This window comes from Microbacterium sp. CFBP 8801 (assembly GCF_014839455.1).
In the GTDB taxonomy this organism is placed as follows: domain Bacteria; phylum Actinomycetota; class Actinomycetes; order Actinomycetales; family Microbacteriaceae; genus Microbacterium.
This window is the reverse complement of the sequence record NZ_JACYNU010000004.1, coordinates 131590-152634: the sequence shown is the minus strand read 5'-3', so window position 1 is coordinate 152634 and position 21045 is coordinate 131590. Positions and strand designations below refer to the sequence as shown.

Sequence of the window (21045 nt, the reverse complement as noted above, 5' to 3'; positions counted from 1 at the left end):
CCCTCGCTCGTCGATTCGGGCGGACCGACGCCGTCCAGACCGTCAGCCTAAGCCGCGCGACAACCGCTTGACAGACGCCGCTCCCCCTCCTTACCGTAGTCGCACCACAGTTTGAACGTTCAAACTCTGGCCCTCCGAGCACCGCGGAGGGGTCGCATGCCTCATCGAAGGAGAGAGACACATGACACGGCACACTCCCATCCGCCGCGCGCGCACCTGGCTCGGCGCCGGCGCTCTGCTGGCCACCGGCGCCCTCGCGCTGACTGCCTGCGGCTCGGGCTTTTCCGACACCCCCGGCGAGAACCAGGCGTCCGGCAGCGGAAAGCTCAGCCTGCTCATCGGCTCCTCGGGCGACGCCGAGACGAAGGCCGTCACCGACGCGGTCGCCGCCTGGAGCGAGCAGTCCGGCGTCGAGGCCGAGGTGCAGACCGCGAACGACCTGCCCCAGCAGCTGTCGCAGGGCTTCGCCGCCGGTTCCCCGCCCGACCTCTTCTACCTCGCGCCCGAGGCCCTCGCGGGCTACGCCGCCAACGGATCGATCGCGGCCTACGGCGACGACCTGGCGAACAAAGACGACTTCTACTCCTCGCTGGTCGACAACTTCACCGTCGACGGCACCTTCTACTGCGCACCCAAGGACTTCTCGACGCTCGCGCTGATCATCAACGCCGATCTGTGGTCGGCCGCCGGACTCACGGATGCCGACATCCCCACGACGTGGGACGAACTGGCATCCGTCGCCCAGCGCCTCACGGTCGACGGCCGCGTCGGACTCGCGTTCGGCGCCGAGTACCAGCGCGTCGGCGCCTTCATGGCGCAAGCGGGCGGCGGCCTCGTCACCGACGGGCAGGCCACGGCCGACAGCCCCGAGAACGTCGAGGCATTGACCTACGTCAAGACGCACCTGAACGACGGCACCTTCGCCTTCGCGTCCGACGTGGGCGCGGGCTGGGGCGGCGAGGCGCTCGGCACCCAGAAGGCCGCGATGGTCATCGAGGGCAACTGGATCACCGGCGCGATGTCGGCCGACTACCCCGACGTGAACTACACCGTCGCCGAGCTTCCCGCCGGCCCCGGCGGCAAGGGCACCCTGCAGTTCACCAACTGCTGGGGCATGGCCGCCGACGGCGGCAACCAGGAGCAGGCCCGCTCGCTCGTGGAGTACCTCACCGGCACCGACCAGCAGCTGGCGTTCTCGCAGGCCTTCGGCCCGATGCCCTCGATCCAGTCCGCCGCCGACGCATGGACGAGCGCGAACCCGACGCTGACGGCATTCCTCGCCGGCGCCGAGTACGCCCAGTTCCCGCCGAACATGGCGGGCGCGGCCGACGTCATCACCGACTTCAACGCCCAGCTCGAGTCGCTGAAGACCGGCGACCCGCAGGCGCTGCTGCAGACGGCGCAGTCCAACCTCGAGGCCATCGTCAAGTAATCGCGCCCACGAAACGCGAACCCCTCATGAGTGCTCTCACCACCGCGTCCCGCCGCGCCGGGTTCCCCTCCTCGGGGATCCGGCGCGGCGAGGCCGCCGCCGGCTGGCTGTTCACCGCCCCCGTGCTGATCATCCTCGGCGTCTTCCTGCTCGTTCCCGTGCTGATGGCGCTGTGGGTGAGCTTCTCGGACTGGACCGGGCGCGGCAGCCCCTTCTCGCCGAACGTGAACTTCGTCGGCGTCGACAACTACGCCGCCGTCACCACCGGCGGGGGTCTGGCCGAACGCGACTTCGGAACGGCCCTGCGCAACAACGGCTGGTACGTGCTGCTGGTCGTGCCCCTGCAGACCGCGCTCTCGCTCTTCCTCGCCGTGCTGGTCAACCGCGCGGTCCTGCGCGGTCGCGGGCTGTTCCGCACCGCCTTCTACTTTCCCTCGGTCACGAGCTCGGTGGCCATCACCGTGCTGTGGCTGTTCCTCTTCTCGGCCTCGGGCGCCGTCAACGAGGTGCTGTCGTGGCTCGGCATCAACGGTCCCAACTGGTTCAGCGACCCGTCGGGTGTCGTGCACAACCTCCTCGGCGCCGTCGGCATCACGAGTGGTCCCGCCTTCCTCACCGGCAACACCCTGCTCGGGGTGTCGTGGTGGGACTGGCTCGCGGGTCCCTCGGTGGCGATGTCGGCGTTCATCGTCATGGCCGTGTTCACGACCTCGGGAACCTTCATGCTCCTGTTCATCGCGGGTCTGCAGAACATCGGCGGCGACGTGCAGGAGGCCGCCATGATGGACGGCGCGACCGGATGGCAGCGGTTCTGGCGCGTCACCCTCCCCCAGCTCAAGCCCGTGCTGTTCACAGTGCTGACCCTGGGCCTCATCGGCACGTGGCAGGTGTTCGACCAGATCTACACCGGCACGCAGGGAGGCCCGGGCAAGACGACGCTGACGCCCGCGTACCTCAGCTACTCGTCGGCCTTCCTGTCGCAGCAGTGGGGCCAGGGAGCCGCGATCGCCTTCGTGCTGTTCGTCATCATCGTCGCGCTGACGATCCTGCAGCGCTTCGTGCTGCGCGACCGTCCCGTCTCGCGGCGCCGCATCCGGCAGTACGAGGTGCGCACCGGCACCAAGGGAGGCACGCGATGACCGCCACGGCATCCCCCGCGACCACCGTCCTCGCGGAGCAGCGGATCGAGGGGCCCCGGCGTCCCCGCCGGCACCGCCTGGCGGGCAAGGCCCTGCGCTGGCAGATCGGCCTCTACGTCCTGCTCATCGTGCTCGCCGTCATCTACATCTATCCGTTCCTGGTGCAGGTGGCGACCTCGTTCAAGACGGATGCCGCGGCGGCGGCCGATCCGATCTCGCTCGCACCGCAGCCCTTCACGTGGGCGGCGTACGAGCGCCTGTTCCTGAACTCCGACTTCCCCGTGTGGTTCGGCAACTCCGCCATCGTGACCGTCTTCGTCACCCTGGGCCGCGTGTTCTTCAACTCCCTCGCCGGCTACGCGCTCGCCCGCCTGCAGTTCCGCGGACGCGGTCTCGTGTTCGCCGGACTCGTCGGGGTCATGGCGGTGCCCACGGTGGTGCTGCTGATCCCGAAGTTCCTCGTGATCAACCAACTCGGCATCTACGACTCGTACGCCGGCATGATCCTCCCGCTCCTCGTGGATGCCGCGGGCGTGTTCATCATGAAGAACTTCTTCGAGTCGATCCCCCCGTCCGTCGAGGAGCAGGCGCGCGTCGACGGCGCCGGCACCTTCCGCATCTTCTGGTCGGTCGTGCTGCCCATGGCGCGCCCCGCGCTCATCACGATCGTGATCCTGTCGTTCCAGGGATCGTGGAACGAGCTGAGCCATTTCGTCGTCTCGACCCAGTCCCCCGAGCTGACCACCCTCACCAAGGGCGTCGCCGCCCTCGCGAGCGGTCAGCTCAGCCAGGGCAGCCAGTTCCCCCTCAAACTCGCGGCCGCGGCCATCATGACGATCCCCGTCGCCGTGGTGTTCTTCGTCTTCCAGCGCCGCATCATGAACGCCAGTGAAGGAGCCGTCAAAGAATGACCACCGCCCCCACCACCTCGCCCGCCTCGCGCGTGTCCGGGACGACGGCCACCCCGACTCCTGTGCAGCCCCTGTTGAACGACGCCGTCATCGCGCTCCGCGCTCCCACGCAGGTGTGGTCCGATTCGACCGGCGACATGGGCTCCGCCGCCGTGCACGGGGTCTACCACGGCGATGTGCGGCACGTGCGGTCGCTGACCGCGAGCTGCGACGACTCCCCCGTCGAGTGGATCTCGACGGCTCCCGACGGCGCATCGCGCATCGTGTTCGGCGGTCTGCTGCGCGCGCTCGACGACGCGACCCCGGATCCCAAGGTGCGACTGCTGCGCGATCGCCGGGTGTCCGACGGGCACCTCAGCGAAACCTGGACCCTGCGCTCGCGCGTCGATCACCCCGTCGTGACGACCCTGCACCTCGCACTCCGTCCCGAGTTCGCGCAACTGCACGAGGTGAAGTCGGGGCACGCGCACCCGCGTCCCGCCGGCATCGAGCTCGCCGGCGATCGGGCGATCGTCGACGCCGGCCCGCAGGGACTCGAGCTGATCGCGCCGGGGGCACGTGTGGCATCCGGGGCCGGCGAGCTCACCGCCCGCTGGGACGTCGAGATCCCCGCTCTCGGATCGGTCGAGGTCGCGTGGACCCTCACCCTGCGCGACGACACCCTCGTCGTCGGCTCCGCCGCGGCGCCCGCGCGGTGGAACGCCGGCGCCGTCGCGCAGACGACCACCGACCCGCGGCTCGGTCGGTGGCTGCACACCGCGCTCGACGATCTCGACGCCCTGCGGCTCGTGCTGCCCGAGCACCCCGACGACGAGTTCTTCGCCGCCGGAGCGCCGTGGTTCTTCACGCTCTTCGGCCGCGACTCGATCTGGGCCGCGCGTCTGACGCTGCCGCTGGACCGAGCGATCGCGGAGTCCACGCTGCGCGTGCTCGCGCGGCTGCAGGGCGCCGACGACGACGCGTCGACCGCGCAGGAGCCGGGCAAGATCCTGCACGAGCTGCGCGCCTCGGCGCTCGAGATGCCCGGCGAGGGCATCGTGCTGCCGCCGAAGTACTACGGCAGCGTCGACTCCACGCCCCTGTGGATCTGCCTTCTCGCCGACACCTGGCGCGCCGGCATGCCCGACGCCGAGGTGCGGGAGCTGCTCCCCACGCTGCGCGCCGCGCTCGGCTGGATCCGCGACAGCGGCGACAGCGACGGCGACGGCTTCCTCGACTACATCGACCGCCTGGGCACGGGCCTGTCGAACCAGGGGTGGAAGGACTCCGGCGACTCGATCCAGTGGCGCGACGGGCGACTCGCCGAGGGGCCGATCGCGCTCTGCGAGGTGCAGGCCTATGCCTACGAGGCGGCTCTCGCCGGTGCCGACCTGCTCGACACGCTCGGGAGCGAGTCGGATGCCAGCGAGGCGGCGTTCTGGCGCGGATGGGCGGCCGATCTGAAGGCGCGGTTCGCCGAGAGCTACTGGGTCGAGACTCCCGAGGGCCGGTACCCCGCCGTCGCGCTCGACCGCGACAAGAAGCCCGTCGACACCCTCACCAGCAACATCGGGCATCTGCTGGGGACCGGCATCCTCTCACCCGACGATGAGGCGCACGTCGCGGGGCTGCTCCGCGGCGAGAGCCTGTCGAGCGGGTACGGCGTCCGCACGATGTCGACCGCGGCCGCGGGCTACTGGCCGCTGTCGTACCACGGGGGCAGCGTGTGGGTGCACGACACCGCGATCGCCGCCCACGGCATGCTGCGCGCCGGGCTCCGCGCCGACGCGCGGGCGGTCGTCGAGGGGCTGCTCGACGCGGCCGAGGGCTTCGCCTACCGCGTGCCCGAGCTGCACTCCGGCGACCCGCGCACCCATTCGTCGGCGCCGACGCCGTACCCCGCGGCGTGCCGCCCCCAGGCCTGGTCGGCCGCCGCCGCGGTGGTGTGCCTGGCCGCGCTCACGACCTCGCCCGGAGCCTAGCCGCCGGGCGGCGGCGGCCTCCCCCGACCGCCGTCGTCCGGCCTTTCGACACGTCGCGCGACCCGACGCTCTCAGGCGACCCGCGTCACCGTGCCGCCGGTGAGTCCAACCAGCTCGTCGAACGTCAGGGGGAACACCGTGTGCGGGGTGCCGCCCGCCGCCCAGATCTCGGCGAACTCCACGAGCGCCTCATCGACGATCGTCGTCAGCGGGGCCGGGTGCCCGGTGGGGGCGACGCCCCCGATGGGCTGCCCCGTGGCCGCGAGCACCTGATCGGGCGTCGCCCGGCGGATGCTCCCGCGCCCGAGCCGCTCCGCCAGCGCCGTCGTGTCCACGCGGTGCGCGCCGCTCGTCATCACCAGCAGCGGCTCGTCGTCGCTCCAGAACACGAGGCTGTTGGCGATCGCCCCCACCTCGATGTCGAGCGCGGCCGCCGCGAGCGCGGCCGTGGAAGCGGCATCCGGAAGCACGATGATCGCCCCCTCGATGCCCGCGGCCTCGAGTGAGGCGGCGACGAGACGGCTGCGAGCGGGAAGGGCGTGATTCATGGCGTCAGCCTAGGTGTTCCCCCTCGCTCCCTCGCGAGAGCACACGGTCCGCGCGAGGTCGCACCTCCTCGCGGGTGCTCTCGCGCCGATCGTGGGCTCTCGGCATCCGCTGCGCGACGCACTCGCGCAGGCCGCACTCGCGCACGCCGCGGGCCCGGGTCACAATGGAGGGTGGATGCCGCAACGCCGCGGCACCCGCTGAGTACCGCCCACAAGGCGGTCGACGACAAGGAACGCGATGACCCACGCCCTCCCCCTGCCCGATTTCACGCACGAACGCGTGGAGGTGATCACGGGGCGGCGCAGCGGTCTGCTCGTCGCCGTCGCCCTCCACTCCTCGGTTCTCGGCTCCGCTCTCGGCGGCGCGCGACTGTGGACCTACCCGTCGTGGACCGACGCGGTCGGCGACGCGCTGCGCCTGTCCGCCGCCATGACGCTGAAGAACGCGGCCGCCGGTCTCGACGCCGGCGGGGGTAAGTCGGTGATCGGCCTTCCCGAGGGGACGGTGCTCGACACCGACCGGCGCCGTGCCGCCTTCCTCGACCTGGGTGACGCCGTCGAGAGCCTCGACGGGCTGTACCGCACCGCCGAAGACGTGGGATCCACGACCGAAGACATGCTCACCGTCAGCGAGCGCACCGCGCACGTGGTGGGTCTCCCCGACTCCGTCGGAGGCTCCGGCGAACCCGCCGGCCCCACGAGCTCGGGCGTCTACGCCTCGCTCATCGCCGCCCTGGAGCGTGCGGTGGGCACCGGCGACGTCGCGGGACGCCGCATCACGATCGCCGGCCTCGGCCAGGTCGGCGGCCGACTGGCCCAACGCCTGGCGTCGGAGCACGCCGCCCTGACCGTCACCGACGTCGATCCCGCCAAACGCGCCCGGGCAGCCGAGCTCGGTGCCGCCTGGGTCGAGCCGGGCGAGGCGCACCTGGTTCCGGCCGACGTGTTCGTGCCGGCCGGCATCGGTGGAGTGCTCACCGACGACGTCATCGACGCGCTCGACGCGCGCGCGGTGTGCGGTCCGGCGAACAACCCCCTGGCCGAGCGTGCGGGGGCGGAGCGGTTGTCCCGCCGCGGGATCCTCTACGCCCCCGACTTCGTCGTGAACGCGGGCGGCGTGATCTACCTCGACCTCGTGGCCAAGCGACGCGGCACCCTCGACGAGATCATGGGGCGCGTCGCCGGCATCGGCGACACCCTCCGCCGCGTCTTCGATGAGGCCGAGGCCCGCGGGGTGACCCCTCTGGCCGCCGCCGAGGGTCTGGCCGCCGAACGACTTTCCGTCGGAGCGGGCGCCGTCACCCCCGTGTGAACGAAAAAAGAATCCGGATGCCGCGGTCTCGCGGCATCCGGATTCTTTTCGGAAAAGGTCAGTGCGCGGCGTCGTAGGCCTCGAGAATTGTCGTCGAGATGCGCCCGCGCGCATTGATGTCGTGGCCGTTCTTTGCGGCCCAGGTGCGCACGTCGACGAGATCCCGTGACGATGTCGCCCGTCCGCGGGTAACACGGCGGCCACTCGGCGACGGCGACCCGACGGAACGACCCGCGGCGATGAAAGGCGCAAAAGCGTCACGGAGGGTCTGTGCGTTTTCAGCGGAAAGGTCGAGTTCGTAAGCCCGGCCGTCGAGGGAGAAACGAACCGTGTCCCCGTCGTCGAGAACCGTGCCGTCGAGATCGTCGATCAACTGGGTGATCTGCTTTTTAGCCATGCCGTCATCCTAAGTCGGGATTCCCGGGTGATCCGGTGTCTGCTATTGCAGATTCACCCGCCGAATCATCCGCTTTCATCGGGTCGATGAAGTGAGCGGACCACCCTCGACGGCCACGATGCGATGGTCGTCGTCGTGCGTCAGCTCGGTACCGAGGAATTGCGCATCCTGCGGCAACTGCAACGTGAATCGGGCGAACGCGGCCACGCGCAGACGGGCCGAATCCAGCTGAACCTCGAGAACGTGGCCGCCGACGAGCCGGTCGTCGCTGAGGAAATGCAGGTGCAGACCCGCCACCGTGATGCCCTGATAGATGCGGGGCATCCAGAAGCCCACAAGCGAGCCGGCGCGGTCGACGGTCACGGTCTCGATCTGCTCCGCCGCCACCTCGGCGAGCGGCCGGAAGGGCGCCTCCTGCCGCCGCGTGACGCGCGTCTTCACGCGGGAGACGACTCCGTCGAGGCGAACGACGTGGAACAGATTGCGGCTCGCGAGCCGTGCGTCGACCGCGTCGCCGATCCCGTCGAGATCGAGGCCCTCGACCTCCGCGGTCGCCGCGTCCGCCAGGGTGCAGACATCGACGAACGGCAGCACCTCACTGTCGTCCATCAGCCGGGGCGGGCCGTCGGTCGTGCACTCGAAGAGCTGTCCGTCGAGAACGACGACCTCACCGCCGAGGCCTTCGCAGCAGCCGATCCCGGTGTCGCCGAGAAGGCGCACGTCGGGAACGGCGATGCCCGACGAATAGACGCCGCCCAGAAGCGCATCGAGAACGGCGAATTGCGTGACCGACGTCGACGCGATCGGCGCCGTCCTCGAGGCGGATTCGGCCGATGTCAATTCAGGAATGGGCTTCCGTGTAGGCGTCGAGAACCGTCGCGGGAACACGGCCGCGGTCGCTCACGGTGTGTCCGTTCGCGCGCGCCCATTCACGAACGGCACCGAGATCGACGTCGTTCGCGCGGCGGGCCGGACGCGTGCGACGCGTGGTCGACGCGCCTCGCGATGCCGAACGCGCGGCGTCGACGAAAGGAGCGATCGCCGAATAGAACTTGTCGGCATTGCGGTCGGAGAGGTCGATTTCGTACGTACGACCTTCGAGAGAGAAAGTGATCTGCTTTCCCTGTCCTTCTTCGAGGACGGAACCGTCGAGATCGTCGACGAGGTGCGTGATGTGCTTGAGAGCCATAATACGAAAAACTTTACACCCGCATTCCCTGTATTCCTCACCGCGCGCGCGACGTGCTACACCCTCCGGCGTTCCCGCGGGGACGCTAGGCGCAACGGCGAAGACGGTACTACTCTCCGTGGGTGGTGTTCGCTCCCCGAGCACCACCCGAGACAGAGGAAGCACCGCGTGAGCCTTTTCCGTACGAAATCGGTGGAGCAGTCCATCGCCGATACCGACGAGCCCGAGTTCCGGCTGAAGAAATCCCTGACCGCGGTCGACCTCACCGTGTTCGGCGTGGGCGTCGTGATCGGTGCCGGCATCTTCACCCTCACCGGTCGCGTCGCGCACGACGTCGCCGGCCCCGCCGTGGTCATCAGCTTCATCGTCGCCGCGATCGCCTGCGGCCTGGCGGCCATGTGCTACGCCGAGTTCGCCTCGACGGTGCCGGTGTCGGGATCGGCCTACACCTTCTCGTACGCCTCGCTGGGCGAGCTGTTCGCCTGGATCATCGGCTGGGACCTCATCCTCGAGATGTTCCTCGGAGCGAGCGTCGTCGCGCAGGGCTGGAGCGCCTACCTCGGCACCTTCCTGCAGCAGATCGGCATCACGCTGCCGGCGGAGCTCTCGTACGGCGGTGTCGTCGACCTGCCCGCGATCCTGCTCGTCATCGTCTTGGGCGGCCTGATGACCCTCGGCATCAAGGAGTCGCTCCGCGTCAACATGGTGCTGGTCGCGGTCAAGCTGTTCATCGTGCTGTTCGTGATCATCGCGGGCATCATGTTCATCAACCCCGCCAACTACAGCCCCTTCGTCCCGGAATCGGTCCCGACCGAGTCGGCGTCGGGCCTCACGCAGCCGCTGCTGCAGTTCCTGTCGGGTCTGGAGCCCGCCACGTTCGGCGTCGGCGGCATCTTGGCGGGTGCGGCCCTGGTGTTCTTCGCCTACATCGGCTTCGACGTCGTCGCCACCACCGCCGAAGAGACCAAGCGGCCCCAGCGCGACCTGCCGATCGGCATCATCGCGTCGCTCGTGATCTGCACGATTCTCTACTGCGCCGTCGCGATCGTCGTCACCGGCATGGTGCCCTACGACCAGCTCAACCCGGCAGCGGCCCTGGCCAACGCCTTCGCGTTCCACGGACAGACGTGGATGGCCACCGTGATCGCTGCGGGAGCCGTCGCGGGCCTCACCACCGTGGTGCTGACGCTGATGATCGGCGCGACCCGCATCATCTTCGCGATGTCGCGCGACCGCCTGCTGCCCGGCAAACTGGCGAAGGTTCACCCCCGCTTCCGTACGCCGTGGGTGATTTCCGTCATCGTCACGGCCATCGTCGCGGTGGTCGCCGGGTTCACTCCCATCGGCGTCCTCGAAGAGATGGTGAACATAGGCACCCTGTCGGCGTTCGTGCTCGTGTCGGTCGGCGTCATCGTGCTGCGCCGCAACCGTCCCGACCTCAAGCGCGGCTTCCGCGTGCCGTTCAACCCGGTGCTCCCGATCCTCTCGGCGCTCATCTGCACGTACCTCATGCTCAACCTCTCGGTCGAGACCTGGCTGCGCTTCCTCATCTGGCTGGCCATCGGGTTCGCGATCTACTTCGCGTACTCGCGCCGTCATTCGCGCCTGGCGACGGGCGCTCCCCTCGACCCGTCGAAGCCCCGCGTGGTCTCGCCGCCGAAGGAGTAATCCCCTCGCGACACCGGATGCCACGACCCCGCCGTCCGTGCACGGCCGGGGTCGTGGCATCCGTCGTTCACCCCGTCGGGGCCATACATCGACGAAACGGACGCACCCCTAGGGTGAGAGAAATCGCGTCGTCGACGACGGTTCCGACATCCGGGGGGTTTCATGGGGATCGCACGCACGTGGGTCTTTCCGATTCTGCGCATCATTCTCGTGGCGATCCTCGCGGTCGCCCTCGTGAAGCTGGCGTTCTTCCCGGATCGGCCCGCCGACGCGGCCCCGGCCGAACCGACCGGCGCGATCGTCGAGCCCCGCGTGGTGGCCGCCCTCGGCACGATCACCAACGACGTCGTCATGAAGGCGACGGTCTCGGCCGACGCGGCCGTGCCGCTGAAGTCCACCGCCGCCGGCACGGTGAACAAGATCTTCATCGCCCAGGGGGCGCAGGTCAACGCCGGAGACGTCGTCTTCGACGTCAAGGTGCCGATCGAGCGCGACCCCGCCGACAGCGTGGACGCCGAGGGCAAGCCCAAGCCGGCCATCTTCCGGTGGGAGAACGTCACGGCGCCCGCCGGCGGCACCCTCAGCGCCCTCAGCGTCATCTCGGGCCAAGAAGTGACGATCGGCGCGGTCGCGGGCAACGTCGCGCCGCCGAGCTACTCGGTGTCGGGCACCCTGGAGCCCGCCCAGCAGTACCGGCTGCTCAACCGTCCCACCGAGGCCACCGTCACGATCACCGGGGGGCCCGCCGCCTTCACGTGCGGCAACCTGCGCATCACGACCCCGCTCGCCGGCAGCGGCGGCGGCGAGTCCTCGACGTCGGGGACCGAGGGCGCGGCGGCCGGCACGGGCGCCTCGGGCGCCTCGACGACCGCGACCTGCGGGGTTCCGGGCGAGGTGACGGTGTTCTCGGGGCTCGCGGCCGAGATGACCATCGCGGGCGGCCGCGCCGAGAACGTGCTGCTGGTGCCCACGACCGCCGTGCGGGGTGCGGCGCAGAGCGGCACGGTCTGGGTGAGCGCCGCCGATGGCAGCACCGAAGAACGCGCCGTCGCCCTCGGACTCACCGACGGCACCCAGGTGCAGATCACCCAGGGTCTCGCCGAGGGCGAGGAGATCCTCGAGTTCGCGCCCGGTGCCCTCGCCGCCGGGAACGAGGGGTGTACCACCTACCCCGACGGCTCGATGTTCTGCGAACCGGCGCCGGCCGGATGAGCCTGCTCGCGCTGCGCGAGGTCACCCGCACGGTGATCCCGCAGGATCAGCCCGCCCTGACGATCCTGTCGGGCGTCGATCTGACCATCGAGCCCGGCGACCACGTGTCGATCGTCGGTCGCTCCGGGTCGGGCAAGTCGACGCTCCTGAACCTGCTCGGTCTGCTCGACCAGCCCACCAGCGGTGAGATCACCTTCGACGACAAGCCCGTCCGCGCTCTATCGGCGGCGCGACGCGACCGACTGCGCGGGGCCGCGATCGGCTTCGTCTTCCAGCAGTTCAACCTGCTGCCCGGCCGCACGGCGCTCGAAAACGTGACCATGCCGCTGCTGTACTCGACCGGCCGCACGTTCTGGCGTCGCAAGAGGATCGCCGCCGAGATGCTCGAGCTCGTCGGGCTCGAGCACCGGCTCAACAGCATGCCCGACCGCCTGTCGGGCGGAGAACAGCAGCGCGTCGCGATCGCACGCTCGCTCGTGCGCGGGCCGCGCCTCATCCTTGCGGACGAACCTACCGGGGCTCTCGACCTCGACACCGGGCAGAGCGTGATGGAACTCATCGACGACGTCGCCACCCGGACGGGCGCCGCGCAGGTCGTCATCACCCACGACCCGATGATCGCGCGGCGCGCCCGTCGGCACTTCCGCCTCGATCGCGGCATCCTCACCCCCGTCGACGACCCGACTCTCGAGCCGCTGACGCGCCGCGACCGCAAAGAGATGGCGCCCGGTGCGGGTGCCGCGGCCCTCGTCCTCGCCGACCCTGCGGTCGCGCACGCCGGCGACGGGGCGGCCCCGACCGACTCCGACGCCCTCGCCGACCTGGGGTTCGCGCCCGATGCGCCCCTCCGCGTCGAGCCCTCCGCCCCGCCCGTCGCCACGGCATCCGGTGACGCGTCCGAGCAGGAAGACGCCTGATGCGCGCGCTGACCGCCCTCGTGGGCGCCCTGCTCGAAGCCTGGCAAGAGGTGCGGGTCCACCGCACGCGCGTGCTGCTGTCGCTCATCGGCGTCGCCGTCGCCGTCTGCTCGCTCACCACGGTGGTCGCCCTCGGCGCCATCGTGCAGCAGGCCAACCAAGAGCTCAGCGAGCGCTCGAGCGGCCGGCCGGCCACCCTGTACGTCCAGGCGTATCGCACCGACGGGTCCGCCCTCGACGCGGCGGCGATGGACACCGCCTGGTCGGAGGTCGTCGACCGCTACCAGGTGTCGTACGCCAGCCGCGTGCAGAGCATCCAGCAGCTCGTGCCCTTCTCGACCGGTGCCGCGCAGGTCGCGACGCAGGCCGTCGATCAGCCCTACGGCGAGATGCACCGCGTGCGCATGCTCGAGGGCGAGTGGTTCACGTCGGCGGATGCCGCACAGCTGGCCCCACAGCTCATCGTCAACGAGGTCTTCTGGGACCGCATGGGACGCCCGCCCCTCGAGAGCCACCCCCTCGTGGCTCTGGGCGGTCAAGGCGTGCCGAACGCCGCATCCGGGATTCCCGCGGGCGGGGTGACCGCCGTCGTCGTCGGCGTCACCCCGGCGGCGGACTACGAGGTGGAGCCCTCGATGTTCATGCTCGCCGGGCAACTGCAGGCGATGCAGGACGCCGCGACCGGGGAGCGCGGATCGTCGGCCGTCGCCGTCGATCCGTACGGCGGCGAAGCCCCGCAGACGCAGTACGAGATGTGGATCCCCCCGGAGCTCGCCGACCAGCTGACGACCCTCATCAAGCGCGACCTCGCGGGCTCCCTCGGCGAGGGAGTCGAGGTCAACGCCAACCGTCAGGACTGGGCGCAGTACGGTGACGATCCGTTCCTCGTGACCAAGATGGTGGTCATCGGCATCGCGGTGCTCGTGCTGCTGCTCGGCGCCCTGGGTCTGGTGAACATCGCGCTCGTGACGGTGAAGCAGCGCGTGCGCGAAATCGGCATCCGACGCAGCTTCGGTGCGACGGCCGGTCGCGTGTTCTTCGCGGTCATGATGGAGAGCGTCGTCGCCACCGTGGTCGCCGGCGCCGTGGGGGTCGCGGTGTCGATCATCGCCGTGCAGTCCCCCGCGATGCGCGATCTCATCGGACAGGGCATGGTCAGCGATTTCCCGCCCTTCCCCGTGGATGCCGCGATCACCGGCCTCATCGCCGCCACTGCCGTGGGTGCCCTCGCGGGGCTGCTGCCCGCGCTGGTGGCGGTGCGGGTGCGGGTGATCGACGCGATCCGCTACTGAACGCACGGTCGAACCGAATGCTGCGGTCGGACCGGGCCCGCCGATAGGTTCGGAGGGTGACCGACATTCCCCGTGACGTACCGCCGCCGTCCGCCCTCCCCGACGCCGTCGCACCGCCGACGTCGACCGACTCGCTGCCCGCCATGGAGCTCACCGGTCTGATGAAGCGGTTCGGCGAGAAGACGGCGGTCGCGGGGCTCGACCTCACCGTGCCCGCGGGGTCGTTCTACGGCCTCGTCGGACCGAACGGCGCGGGGAAGACCACGACCCTGTCGATGGCGACGGGTCTGCTCCGCCCCGATGCGGGCGTCGCCCGCATCCACGGCGTCGATGTCTGGGCGCAGCCGGTCGAGGCGAAGAAGCTCATCGGCAACCTCGCCGACGGCGTCCGCCTGTTCGACCGCCTCACCGGTGAGCAGCTGGTCACGTACACGGGCATGATGTTCGGCCTCGCGCGCGACGAGGTCGCCGCGCGCACCGCCGATCTGCTGCGCATCATGGACCTGGGCGAGGCGGCCGGCACTCCCGTCGTCGACTACTCCGCCGGCATGACCAAGAAGGTCGCCCTCGCGTGCGCCCTTGTGCACGCGCCCCGCCTGCTCGTGCTCGACGAGCCCTTCGAATCGGTCGACCCGGTCTCGGCCGCGAACATCGAGGACATCCTGCGCGGCTACACCGCGTCGGGCGGCACGGTCATCGTGTCGAGCCACTCGATGGACCTCGTGCAGCGCATGTGCGACCACGTCGCCGTCATCGCGCAGGGCCGGCTGCTGGCATCCGGGACCGTCGACGAGGTGCGCGCGGGCGCGACCCTGCAGGACCGCTTCGTCGACCTCGTCGGCGGACGCCACCACGCGGAGGGGCCCCAGTGGTTGCGACAGTCCTGAGGATCCGGTTCCGCGTGCTGGGCAACACCCTCACGCGGAGCCCCATGCAGCTGGTCGGCTTCATCTTCGGTGTCCTCGGCGCCCTCTGGATGCTGCTGCTGGCCGGGGTCGGCCTCTTCTTCATCGGCACCCTCGATTTCGACATCGCGCGGGCGGCGGTCACGGCCGGCGGCGCCGTGCTGACGCTCGGATGGGTGATCGGCCCGGTGTTCGCCGCGGGAATCGACACCACCCTCGACCCCGCCAAGCTCGCGCCGTTCCCCATGACGACGCGGCAGATGATGGTGGCCATCACCGCCGGCGGGCTCACCGGCATCCCCGGGATCGCCACGAGCCTCGGCGCCCTGTTGACCTTCCTCGTGTGGCTGCGCGAGCCCGTCGCGGCGATCGCCGCGCTCGTCTGCGTGCCCCTGGGCGTGCTCATCTGCGTGGTCGCCTCGCGGGCGGTGGCGGCCCTGGCGGGCGGCCTCGGCGGCGGACGACGCACGCGCGAGCTCATCGGCCTCATCGGCTTCGCGGTGCTCATCTTCGCCAGCCCCCTGTTGGTCGGCATCCTCAACGGCGTCCGCGCGGCGACCGACCAGGGCATGCAGGTGCAGTCGATCGTCGACGGTGTCGCGTGGACGCCGATCGGTGCGGCCTGGGCCGTACCGGGCGACCTCGCCGCCGGCGCGTGGCTTCCCGCGGTGGTGAGGTTCGTCATCGCCGCCGCCACGCTGTCGGCGGTCTGGCTGCTGTGGAACCGCAGTCTGGCAGCCTCGGTCGTCGCTCCCCCGGCCCGCTCCGCGGCTCGCCGGCGCTCGGGCTCGCTCGGCTGGTTCGGGGTCATGCCGTCGAGTCCCGTCGGCGCGACCTGGGCGCGTTCGCTCACGTCGTGGACGCGGGACATGCGCTACATCAAGCAGCTGCTGCTGATCCCGTTCGCGCCGGTGCTCATCCTGCTGTACTCGCAGTGGAACCTGTCGTCCCCGTTCTTCGCCCTGTCGGGGCTGCTCGTGGGCTTCTTCGCCGGGATCCTCGCGTACACCGACGTCTCGTACGACGGCACCGCCTTCGCCACGGTCATGCAGACCGGCATCCGGGGACGCGACGACCGCCTCGGACGCATGCTCGGCGCGGCGACCGTCAGCGTTCCCCTGGTCGTCCTCGCCGACCTCGTCACCCTCGGCATCGCCGCGCGCTGGGACCTGCTCCCGGCCGTGCTCGGCGGCTCTCTCGCCCTCACCCTGGTGGGGCTCGGGGTGAGCGCCGTGAGCTCGGCGTTCCTCGTCATCCCGACGCCGGCGCCCGGCGATTCGCCGTTCAAACGCGTGCCGGGATCGTCGTTCGCGATGTTCCTGACGTTCTTCGCGTGCTGGGTGCTCGTCGCCGTCCTGTCGTTGCCCGCCGTCATCCCCGCGCTGATCGCCGCGTTCGGCGGTTCGGCCGTGGCCGGATGGATCGCCCTCGCGGTCGGGCCCGTGCTCGGAGTCGTCGTGTTCGCGATCGGCATCGTGGTGGGCGGACGTCGTTTCGACGCGGGCGCTCCGGCGCTGCTTGCACAGCTGCGGACGTATCAGGGGGCGTGAACCGGCGCTCTCTCGGCAGCGTCAGCGTCAGCGTCAGCGTCAGCGTCGATACGTCGAAGCGCGGCGCTGAGAGAGGCCGCGGCTATCACACGTCTGCTCGGCGTACTGCCCCCTCGGTGTGGTGGCGGACGCGTGGAAACGTGGGGATCATGGTCTCCCCCCGCACCCTCATCCGCGATGACTCCCTTTCCCTTCTCATCCGCGGCTACGGCTTCGGCGCTCACCTCTGGCGTCGCGCCGATCGTGGCGCCCGCGCGGTGCCGTTCCGCCTTCTCGGGCGTGACGCGCTGTTCGTCCGCGGCGAAGAGGGGGTGCGCCTGTTCTACGACGAATCGCGCGTCAGCAGGCAGGGCGCGATGCCCGCGTTCATTCAGGAGTCGCTGTTCGGCCACGGCTCGGTGCACAGCCTCGACGCAGCCGACCACCGTCATCGCAAGGCCACCTTCGTCGACGTGCTGTACGACGACGACGAGGTGCGACGCCTGCTGCCCGAGCTCGACCGGCAGTGGCGAGGCGAGCTCGACGCCTGGATCGCGGGCGGTGACCACACGGCGTACGACGCGGCCGTGGGGGCCTTCGGCCGCGCGATCATGCGCTGGGCGGGTATTCCGGGCACACCTGCCGCGCAGACGCGCTGGGCGAGACGGCAGGCGCAGATCGTCGATGATTTCGGCGTGCCCTACTCGCCCGAGTACCTCTTCGCTCTCGCCAACCGTCGCTGGTCCGACCGTCACGCCGCCGCGCTCGTCGACGCGGTGCGGACGGGCACGCTCGACCCCGCGGAGGGCACGGCGCTCCATGCCTGGGCATGGCACCGCGACCGTTCCGGCCGGCTGCTGTCGGCGAAGCAGGCGGGCATCGAGGTGCAGAACAGCTTCCGCCCCATGATCGCTGTGTCGCGGTTCGTCGCCTTCGCCGCGAAAGAGCTGCACGATCGTCCCGAGTGGCGTGTGCGCATCGCGGACGAGACGGCCGAGCGCGACTCCCTCGTCGGTGGTGAGCTGGCGACCATGTTCGCTCAGGAGATCCGCCGCACCGCACCGTTCGTGCCGATGCTGCCGGCCTGGGCCGACACCGACATCGAACTCGATGGGCAGCGCGTCGCGAAGGGCGAGCGGGTCGTGCTCGACATCCTGGGCACCGACACCGACGCTCGCGAGTGGAAGCGCCCCGCGCACTTCGATCCCGAGCGCTTCCGCGGCATCGACGATTACGAGGCGCTCGAGGCGACCGCCTGTGTCCCCCACTGCACCCTCGCTCTCCGCCTCAACGCAGCGCACCGGAAGGAGCGAGATGGGGCAGAGACTGAACGTCCGCTCGACGGGACACGAGGAGGTGGAGAGGGTCTGGCAGCGGTTCGTGCCCAGCGCTCGGCTGGACCGCATCGATCCGAAACGGGTGTCGTTCTCGTGGGACTCCGTCGAGCTTCCCGGGTTCTCAACGGTGGCGTACGAGCTCGCGGCATCCGTGCATTCGTCCATCCGCATGGACGACCAGATCATGGCGTGCCGTCTCGTGGGCGACAGCGTGCGGCTGGAGGCCGACGGGCACAGCGTCGATCCGCGGCGGCCGTGGCTGGGGGCCGGCGGATCGACCGAGGCGCAGTGGACCCACACCGCCCGCGTCCGGGCGTTCGTGTTCGATCGCACGGATGCGGAACGCGTCGCTCGTCTCGCGACGGGCGATGATCGCCTGGTCTTACGGCGACTCGCGCCGTCTGCCCGCGACCGCGACGCGGGCCTGCAGTGGGAGCGCAGCTTCTCTTACGTCTCGACGGCACTGAACGCTGTGCACGACGACGCGATCCTCGCGGTCGAGTTGCGACGCCACGCGCTCATGTCGACCCTCAGCGCCTTCCACACGCCGTACCTCGACGCGATGCAGCGCACTCATCAGCGCTCGGCCGCTCCGCGGACCGTCCGCCGGGCCGTGGCTCACATCGAGGCGCACGCGCGCGAGCCCCTCACACTCGAGGACATCGCTGCGGCATCCGGGATCTCGGCACGCGGGCTTCAGCACGCGTTCCGCCGCGCACTCGACACGACGCCGACGGAGTACCTGCGACTCGTGCGACTTTCGGGGGCGCACGAGGAACTGCGCGCGGGGACGGCCGTGTCGGTGGCGGAGGTGGCGCGACGCTGGGGGTTCTCGAGCGCCTCGCGTTTCGCTCGCTACCATCGCGAGCACTACGGGCAGAATCCCGCTCAGATCGCACGCATGTTCTGACGCGACGTGTTCGGTCTCGCCGTTGCGCGAGACGTGTCGAGACCCCGACGAAGCGACCTCTCCCTTGCACAGTGAAAAGGAGCGGGCACGGTGCCCGCGGGAGGAACACGTGGGTAAATTCCTCTACGAGAGCGGCGTTCGACACGAATTCGAAGATCGTCTCCTCGCGCACCTGCAGGTGGTCGTGGGAAATAAGCTCCGCCGCGGTGAACCGTTCTACTTCGTCTGGAAGGACGACATCAGCACGGGAGGCGGCCGCACCTCGGTCTGGATGCACCCCGGCGCGAATCTCGTCTTCAAATTCCATGGCGGGCGGCCACCGACCTTGAACCGCGCGTGGCTCGAGGCGCTGATGTCCACCGCGAACCCCGCCACCGGCCTGTACGTCGTACCCGAGCCCCCCGAAGACAGCGTGCCCTCTGAGTCGTTCGCCTGAGCGGGTCCGTCGAAGTTCTCATCGACATCGCGGGAAAGCACGGGCCTGCTCGGCTTTGCGTGGTCTCTGCGGCAGGAGATGCTCGCCCATCGCGGCATCCGGGTGAAGATCGTGCTGCCGGCGAGCATCGATACGCCGATCTACCAGCGCGCCGCGAATGCGACGGGCCGCACGGCCCTTCCCGCTGCCCCCGGTGGTGTCCGCTGACCGGGTGGCCCGGGTGCGGTGAGCGGAGGCTGGTCGCGCATCCCGCTGCGCCGGCCACGCTGAGCTCACCGATGTCGGGGGCCCGGATGCCATGGCGAACCGGGCCCCCAGATCTCACGCCACGAGGGTCACGTCGTCTCGAAGCCTTCGCGCTGTGTGTTCTCATCGGCGACGCGCACGCCCCAGCGATACGCGAGCTTGCCGCCGAGCCAACCCGAGACGCTCAGCCCGGTCGCGGCGGTCGCGCTCAGCGCGAAGGCGACGCCCGGCACGCGACCCAGGTCGAGCATCCGCACGAGGAGACTCGTCGAGAACAGGCCCATCGCAGTGACGTTCAGAACGAGATGCGCCACGGCCGTGCGCCGGGCGGGCGTGCCTTTCGGGATGCGCGACATATCGAGCAGCCCGAGCACCGAGGCCCCAACGGCTCCTGCGAGCCCGATGGCGATGAGCCATCTCGAGCCCTGAGCGAAACCGCGCGGGTCGTCGGCGGCGAAGCCGAGCAGGTCGAAGACGAGGCTCGACGACCACGCCCCGAGGGGGATGGTCACCGCGACCGGGTGGAACGGGTGCCCATAGGGGCCCGCGACGACCGCTCGAGGTACCTTGGCAGCCCTCATCGCGAGGAAGCTCGCTCCGCTTCGCGGCGCCGAGATTGTCGCCGGGCCCGGTGTCACGGCATCCGTCCCGCTCATTCTTTGCGGAGCGCGTCCTGCGCGCGCCCGGCGAGCTTTTCGACCGGGTTCGGCAGCTCGGTCGTGCCATAGAAGCGCACGTCGGGCTTGGTCGGCGGCGGCATCGGAACGCCCGCAGGCGGCTCGGGCAGGTAAGTGAATTCGCCCCTACCGTCGGGAGTCGGACCCGAAGCCCAGGTTCCCTCCCCCGCGTGCTTTCCATCGCTGAAGTTGATGTACTGATACGCCACGTCGCGGTCCTCCTTATCGAGGGGGAAGTTGCTGGGAACGGGGAGCTTTTCGTAGCCCTCGGCTTGGAGCTCGGCGGCGGCGGCGGCCCATTGATTCTGGTGCATCGTGTCACGGGCGAGCAGGAACGCGAGAAGGTCTTTCACCCCGTGGTCGTCTGTCTGGTGATAGAGCCGCGCGACCTGCACGCGGCCCTGCATCTCGGCATTGGCATTGGCGGTGAAGTCGGCGAGCAGGTTGCCGCTGGCAGTGATGAAGCTGCCCTGCCAAGGGTTGCCGTTGGAGTCGACCGGGCGCGCGCCGGCGCCGGCGACGATGCCGTGCTGGATGTCGGTGCCGCCGATGACGGCCGCGACCGTGGGGTCATCCTGGACGGCCTCTTCGGTGATGCCGAGCGGCGGCTTCTCGAGCAGCTGGGCGATCATGACCGCGAGCATTTCGACGTGCCCCATCTCCTCCGCGCCGATGCCGAACACCAGGTCGCGGTACTTGCCGGGCATGTGCATGTTCCAGGCCTGGAACTGGTACTGCATCGCGACCGAGATCTCGCCGTACTGCCCGCCGAGCACCTCCTGGAGCTTGCGGGCGTAGACCGCATCGGGCTTGTCGGGGGTCGCCGAGTGCTGCAGCTCTTGCCGGTGGAAATACATCGTGTTCTCCTCGTTGCGTCCTGGGGGAGGGTGCCGACCAGATGACTGATCGACGCGTATCCCCTAACAGACGGCGGATCCGACGAGATGCACATGGGGGTTGTGTGCCGCCGCGCCGTGCGTGACAATCGCACGCTCAGGTCCGTCTTGTCGTCAGCGCGGGCGGAAAC

At 70.0% G+C, this 21045-nt stretch carries 20 protein-coding genes; 14 read left to right on the top strand and 6 right to left on the bottom strand.

What is annotated here, in order from left to right:
* The first annotated feature begins 181 nt into the window (after positions 1–181).
* The 4 genes from IFR11_RS06920 to IFR11_RS06905 are packed head-to-tail and all read left to right on the top strand — an operon-like array spanning position 182 to position 5443.
* Positions 182–1432 carry a sugar ABC transporter substrate-binding protein gene (locus IFR11_RS06920; protein ID WP_191915672.1) on the top strand — a complete coding sequence of 417 codons (1251 nt, stop codon included), beginning with the start codon at positions 182–184 and terminating at the stop codon, positions 1430–1432.
* A 26-nt stretch (positions 1433–1458) separates the two neighbouring features.
* Positions 1459–2571: a carbohydrate ABC transporter permease gene (locus tag IFR11_RS06915; RefSeq protein ID WP_191915671.1), complete on the top strand. Its 1113-nt coding sequence runs from the start codon at positions 1459–1461 to the stop codon at positions 2569–2571.
* On the top strand, positions 2568–3482 hold the full coding sequence (locus tag IFR11_RS06910; RefSeq protein WP_191915670.1) for a carbohydrate ABC transporter permease: 915 nt from the start codon (positions 2568–2570) through the stop codon (positions 3480–3482). Before IFR11_RS06915 ends, IFR11_RS06910 begins: the two co-directional genes overlap by 4 nt.
* Positions 3479–5443, top strand: coding sequence for a glycogen debranching N-terminal domain-containing protein (locus tag IFR11_RS06905; RefSeq protein ID WP_191915669.1), 1965 nt, complete (start codon positions 3479–3481; stop codon positions 5441–5443). Before IFR11_RS06910 ends, IFR11_RS06905 begins: the two co-directional genes overlap by 4 nt.
* Before the next feature lie 71 nt (positions 5444–5514).
* Here IFR11_RS06905 and IFR11_RS06900 read toward each other — a convergent pair whose 3' ends face one another.
* A complete protein-coding gene (locus IFR11_RS06900) occupies positions 5515–5991 on the bottom strand; it encodes a YbaK/EbsC family protein (protein WP_055938006.1) in 477 nt (158 codons plus the stop codon).
* Between the two features lie 238 nt (positions 5992–6229).
* On the opposite strand from IFR11_RS06900, the gene IFR11_RS06895 reads away from it, so the two are divergent.
* Entirely contained in the window at positions 6230–7303 is a 1074-nt protein-coding gene (locus IFR11_RS06895) for a Glu/Leu/Phe/Val dehydrogenase family protein (RefSeq protein ID WP_191915668.1), read from the top strand.
* 58 nt (positions 7304–7361) lie between these two features.
* Here IFR11_RS06895 and IFR11_RS06890 read toward each other — a convergent pair whose 3' ends face one another.
* The 3 genes from IFR11_RS06890 to IFR11_RS06880 all read right to left on the bottom strand — a co-directional run bounded on the left by IFR11_RS06890 (position 7362) and on the right by IFR11_RS06880 (position 9054).
* Complete coding sequence (locus tag IFR11_RS06890) at positions 7362–7700, bottom strand: histone-like nucleoid-structuring protein Lsr2 (RefSeq protein ID WP_055838082.1); 339 nt, start codon at positions 7698–7700, stop codon at positions 7362–7364.
* 75 nt (positions 7701–7775) lie between these two features.
* A complete protein-coding gene (locus IFR11_RS06885) occupies positions 7776–8540 on the bottom strand; it encodes an acetolactate decarboxylase (protein ID WP_197978917.1) in 765 nt (254 codons plus the stop codon).
* A 1-nt stretch (position 8541) separates the two neighbouring features.
* Positions 8542–9054, bottom strand: coding sequence for a histone-like nucleoid-structuring protein Lsr2 (locus IFR11_RS06880; RefSeq protein WP_327037595.1), 513 nt, complete (start codon positions 9052–9054; stop codon positions 8542–8544).
* 3 nt (positions 9055–9057) lie between these two features.
* Here IFR11_RS06880 and IFR11_RS06875 point away from each other — a divergent pair, with 3 nt between their 5' ends.
* The 9 genes from IFR11_RS06875 to IFR11_RS06835 all read left to right on the top strand — a co-directional run bounded on the left by IFR11_RS06875 (position 9058) and on the right by IFR11_RS06835 (position 19095).
* Positions 9058–10557, top strand: a complete 1500-nt coding sequence (locus IFR11_RS06875; protein WP_055838090.1) for an amino acid permease — start codon at positions 9058–9060, stop codon at positions 10555–10557.
* Between the two features lie 162 nt (positions 10558–10719).
* Entirely contained in the window at positions 10720–11769 is a 1050-nt protein-coding gene (locus tag IFR11_RS06870; RefSeq protein ID WP_191915667.1) for an efflux RND transporter periplasmic adaptor subunit, read from the top strand.
* On the top strand, positions 11766–12686 hold the full coding sequence (locus IFR11_RS06865) for an ABC transporter ATP-binding protein (RefSeq protein WP_191915666.1): 921 nt from the start codon (positions 11766–11768) through the stop codon (positions 12684–12686). Before IFR11_RS06870 ends, IFR11_RS06865 begins: the two co-directional genes overlap by 4 nt.
* Positions 12686–13978: an ABC transporter permease gene (locus tag IFR11_RS06860; RefSeq protein WP_191915665.1), complete on the top strand. Its 1293-nt coding sequence runs from the start codon at positions 12686–12688 to the stop codon at positions 13976–13978. The genes IFR11_RS06865 and IFR11_RS06860 overlap by 1 nt, the downstream gene beginning before the upstream one ends.
* Positions 13979–14121: 143 nt before the next feature.
* Positions 14122–14865: an ABC transporter ATP-binding protein gene (locus IFR11_RS06855; RefSeq protein ID WP_055939325.1), complete on the top strand. Its 744-nt coding sequence runs from the start codon at positions 14122–14124 to the stop codon at positions 14863–14865.
* Positions 14847–16433, top strand: coding sequence for a hypothetical protein (locus IFR11_RS06850; RefSeq protein ID WP_191915664.1), 1587 nt, complete (start codon positions 14847–14849; stop codon positions 16431–16433). The genes IFR11_RS06855 and IFR11_RS06850 overlap by 19 nt, the downstream gene beginning before the upstream one ends.
* Before the next feature lie 149 nt (positions 16434–16582).
* Positions 16583–18121, top strand: a complete 1539-nt coding sequence (locus IFR11_RS06845; protein WP_244630632.1) for a cytochrome P450 — start codon at positions 16583–16585, stop codon at positions 18119–18121.
* Positions 18069–18659: a helix-turn-helix transcriptional regulator gene (locus IFR11_RS16740; protein WP_342030259.1), complete on the top strand. Its 591-nt coding sequence runs from the start codon at positions 18069–18071 to the stop codon at positions 18657–18659. Before IFR11_RS06845 ends, IFR11_RS16740 begins: the two co-directional genes overlap by 53 nt.
* A gap of 109 nt (positions 18660–18768) precedes the next feature.
* Positions 18769–19095, top strand: coding sequence for a DUF7882 family protein (locus IFR11_RS06835; protein ID WP_191915662.1), 327 nt, complete (start codon positions 18769–18771; stop codon positions 19093–19095).
* Between the two features lie 335 nt (positions 19096–19430).
* Here the strand turns inward: IFR11_RS06835 and IFR11_RS06830 are convergent, their stop codons facing one another.
* Positions 19431–19922 carry a DUF2231 domain-containing protein gene (locus IFR11_RS06830; RefSeq protein ID WP_244630631.1) on the bottom strand — a complete coding sequence of 164 codons (492 nt, stop codon included), beginning with the start codon at positions 19920–19922 and terminating at the stop codon, positions 19431–19433.
* Positions 19923–19993: 71 nt separating this feature from the next.
* Positions 19994–20875: a manganese catalase family protein gene (locus IFR11_RS06825; protein WP_191915660.1), complete on the bottom strand. Its 882-nt coding sequence runs from the start codon at positions 20873–20875 to the stop codon at positions 19994–19996.
* Between the last annotated feature and the right edge of the window lie 170 nt (positions 20876–21045).

What these genes read in the sequence shown, in the direction of transcription:
- IFR11_RS06920 (WP_191915672.1), top strand. Translation starts at nt 182, where the DNA reads ATGACACGGCACACTCCCATCCGCCGCGCGCGCACCTGGCTCGGCGCC.
- IFR11_RS06915 (WP_191915671.1), top strand. Translation starts at nt 1,459, where the DNA reads ATGAGTGCTCTCACCACCGCGTCCCGCCGCGCCGGGTTCCCCTCCTCG.
- IFR11_RS06910 (WP_191915670.1), top strand. Translation starts at nt 2,568, where the DNA reads ATGACCGCCACGGCATCCCCCGCGACCACCGTCCTCGCGGAGCAGCGG.
- IFR11_RS06905 (WP_191915669.1), top strand. Translation starts at nt 3,479, where the DNA reads ATGACCACCGCCCCCACCACCTCGCCCGCCTCGCGCGTGTCCGGGACG.
- IFR11_RS06900 (WP_055938006.1), bottom strand. Translation starts at nt 5,991, where the DNA reads ATGAATCACGCCCTTCCCGCTCGCAGCCGTCTCGTCGCCGCCTCACTC.
- IFR11_RS06895 (WP_191915668.1), top strand. Translation starts at nt 6,230, where the DNA reads ATGACCCACGCCCTCCCCCTGCCCGATTTCACGCACGAACGCGTGGAG.
- IFR11_RS06890 (WP_055838082.1), bottom strand. Translation starts at nt 7,700, where the DNA reads ATGGCTAAAAAGCAGATCACCCAGTTGATCGACGATCTCGACGGCACG.
- IFR11_RS06870 (WP_191915667.1), top strand. Translation starts at nt 10,720, where the DNA reads ATGGGGATCGCACGCACGTGGGTCTTTCCGATTCTGCGCATCATTCTC.
- IFR11_RS06865 (WP_191915666.1), top strand. Translation starts at nt 11,766, where the DNA reads ATGAGCCTGCTCGCGCTGCGCGAGGTCACCCGCACGGTGATCCCGCAG.
- IFR11_RS06860 (WP_191915665.1), top strand. Translation starts at nt 12,686, where the DNA reads ATGCGCGCGCTGACCGCCCTCGTGGGCGCCCTGCTCGAAGCCTGGCAA.
- IFR11_RS06855 (WP_055939325.1), top strand. Translation starts at nt 14,122, where the DNA reads ATGGAGCTCACCGGTCTGATGAAGCGGTTCGGCGAGAAGACGGCGGTC.
- IFR11_RS06845 (WP_244630632.1), top strand. Translation starts at nt 16,583, where the DNA reads ATGGTCTCCCCCCGCACCCTCATCCGCGATGACTCCCTTTCCCTTCTC.
- IFR11_RS06830 (WP_244630631.1), bottom strand. Translation starts at nt 19,922, where the DNA reads ATGAGGGCTGCCAAGGTACCTCGAGCGGTCGTCGCGGGCCCCTATGGG.
- IFR11_RS06825 (WP_191915660.1), bottom strand. Translation starts at nt 20,875, where the DNA reads ATGTATTTCCACCGGCAAGAGCTGCAGCACTCGGCGACCCCCGACAAG.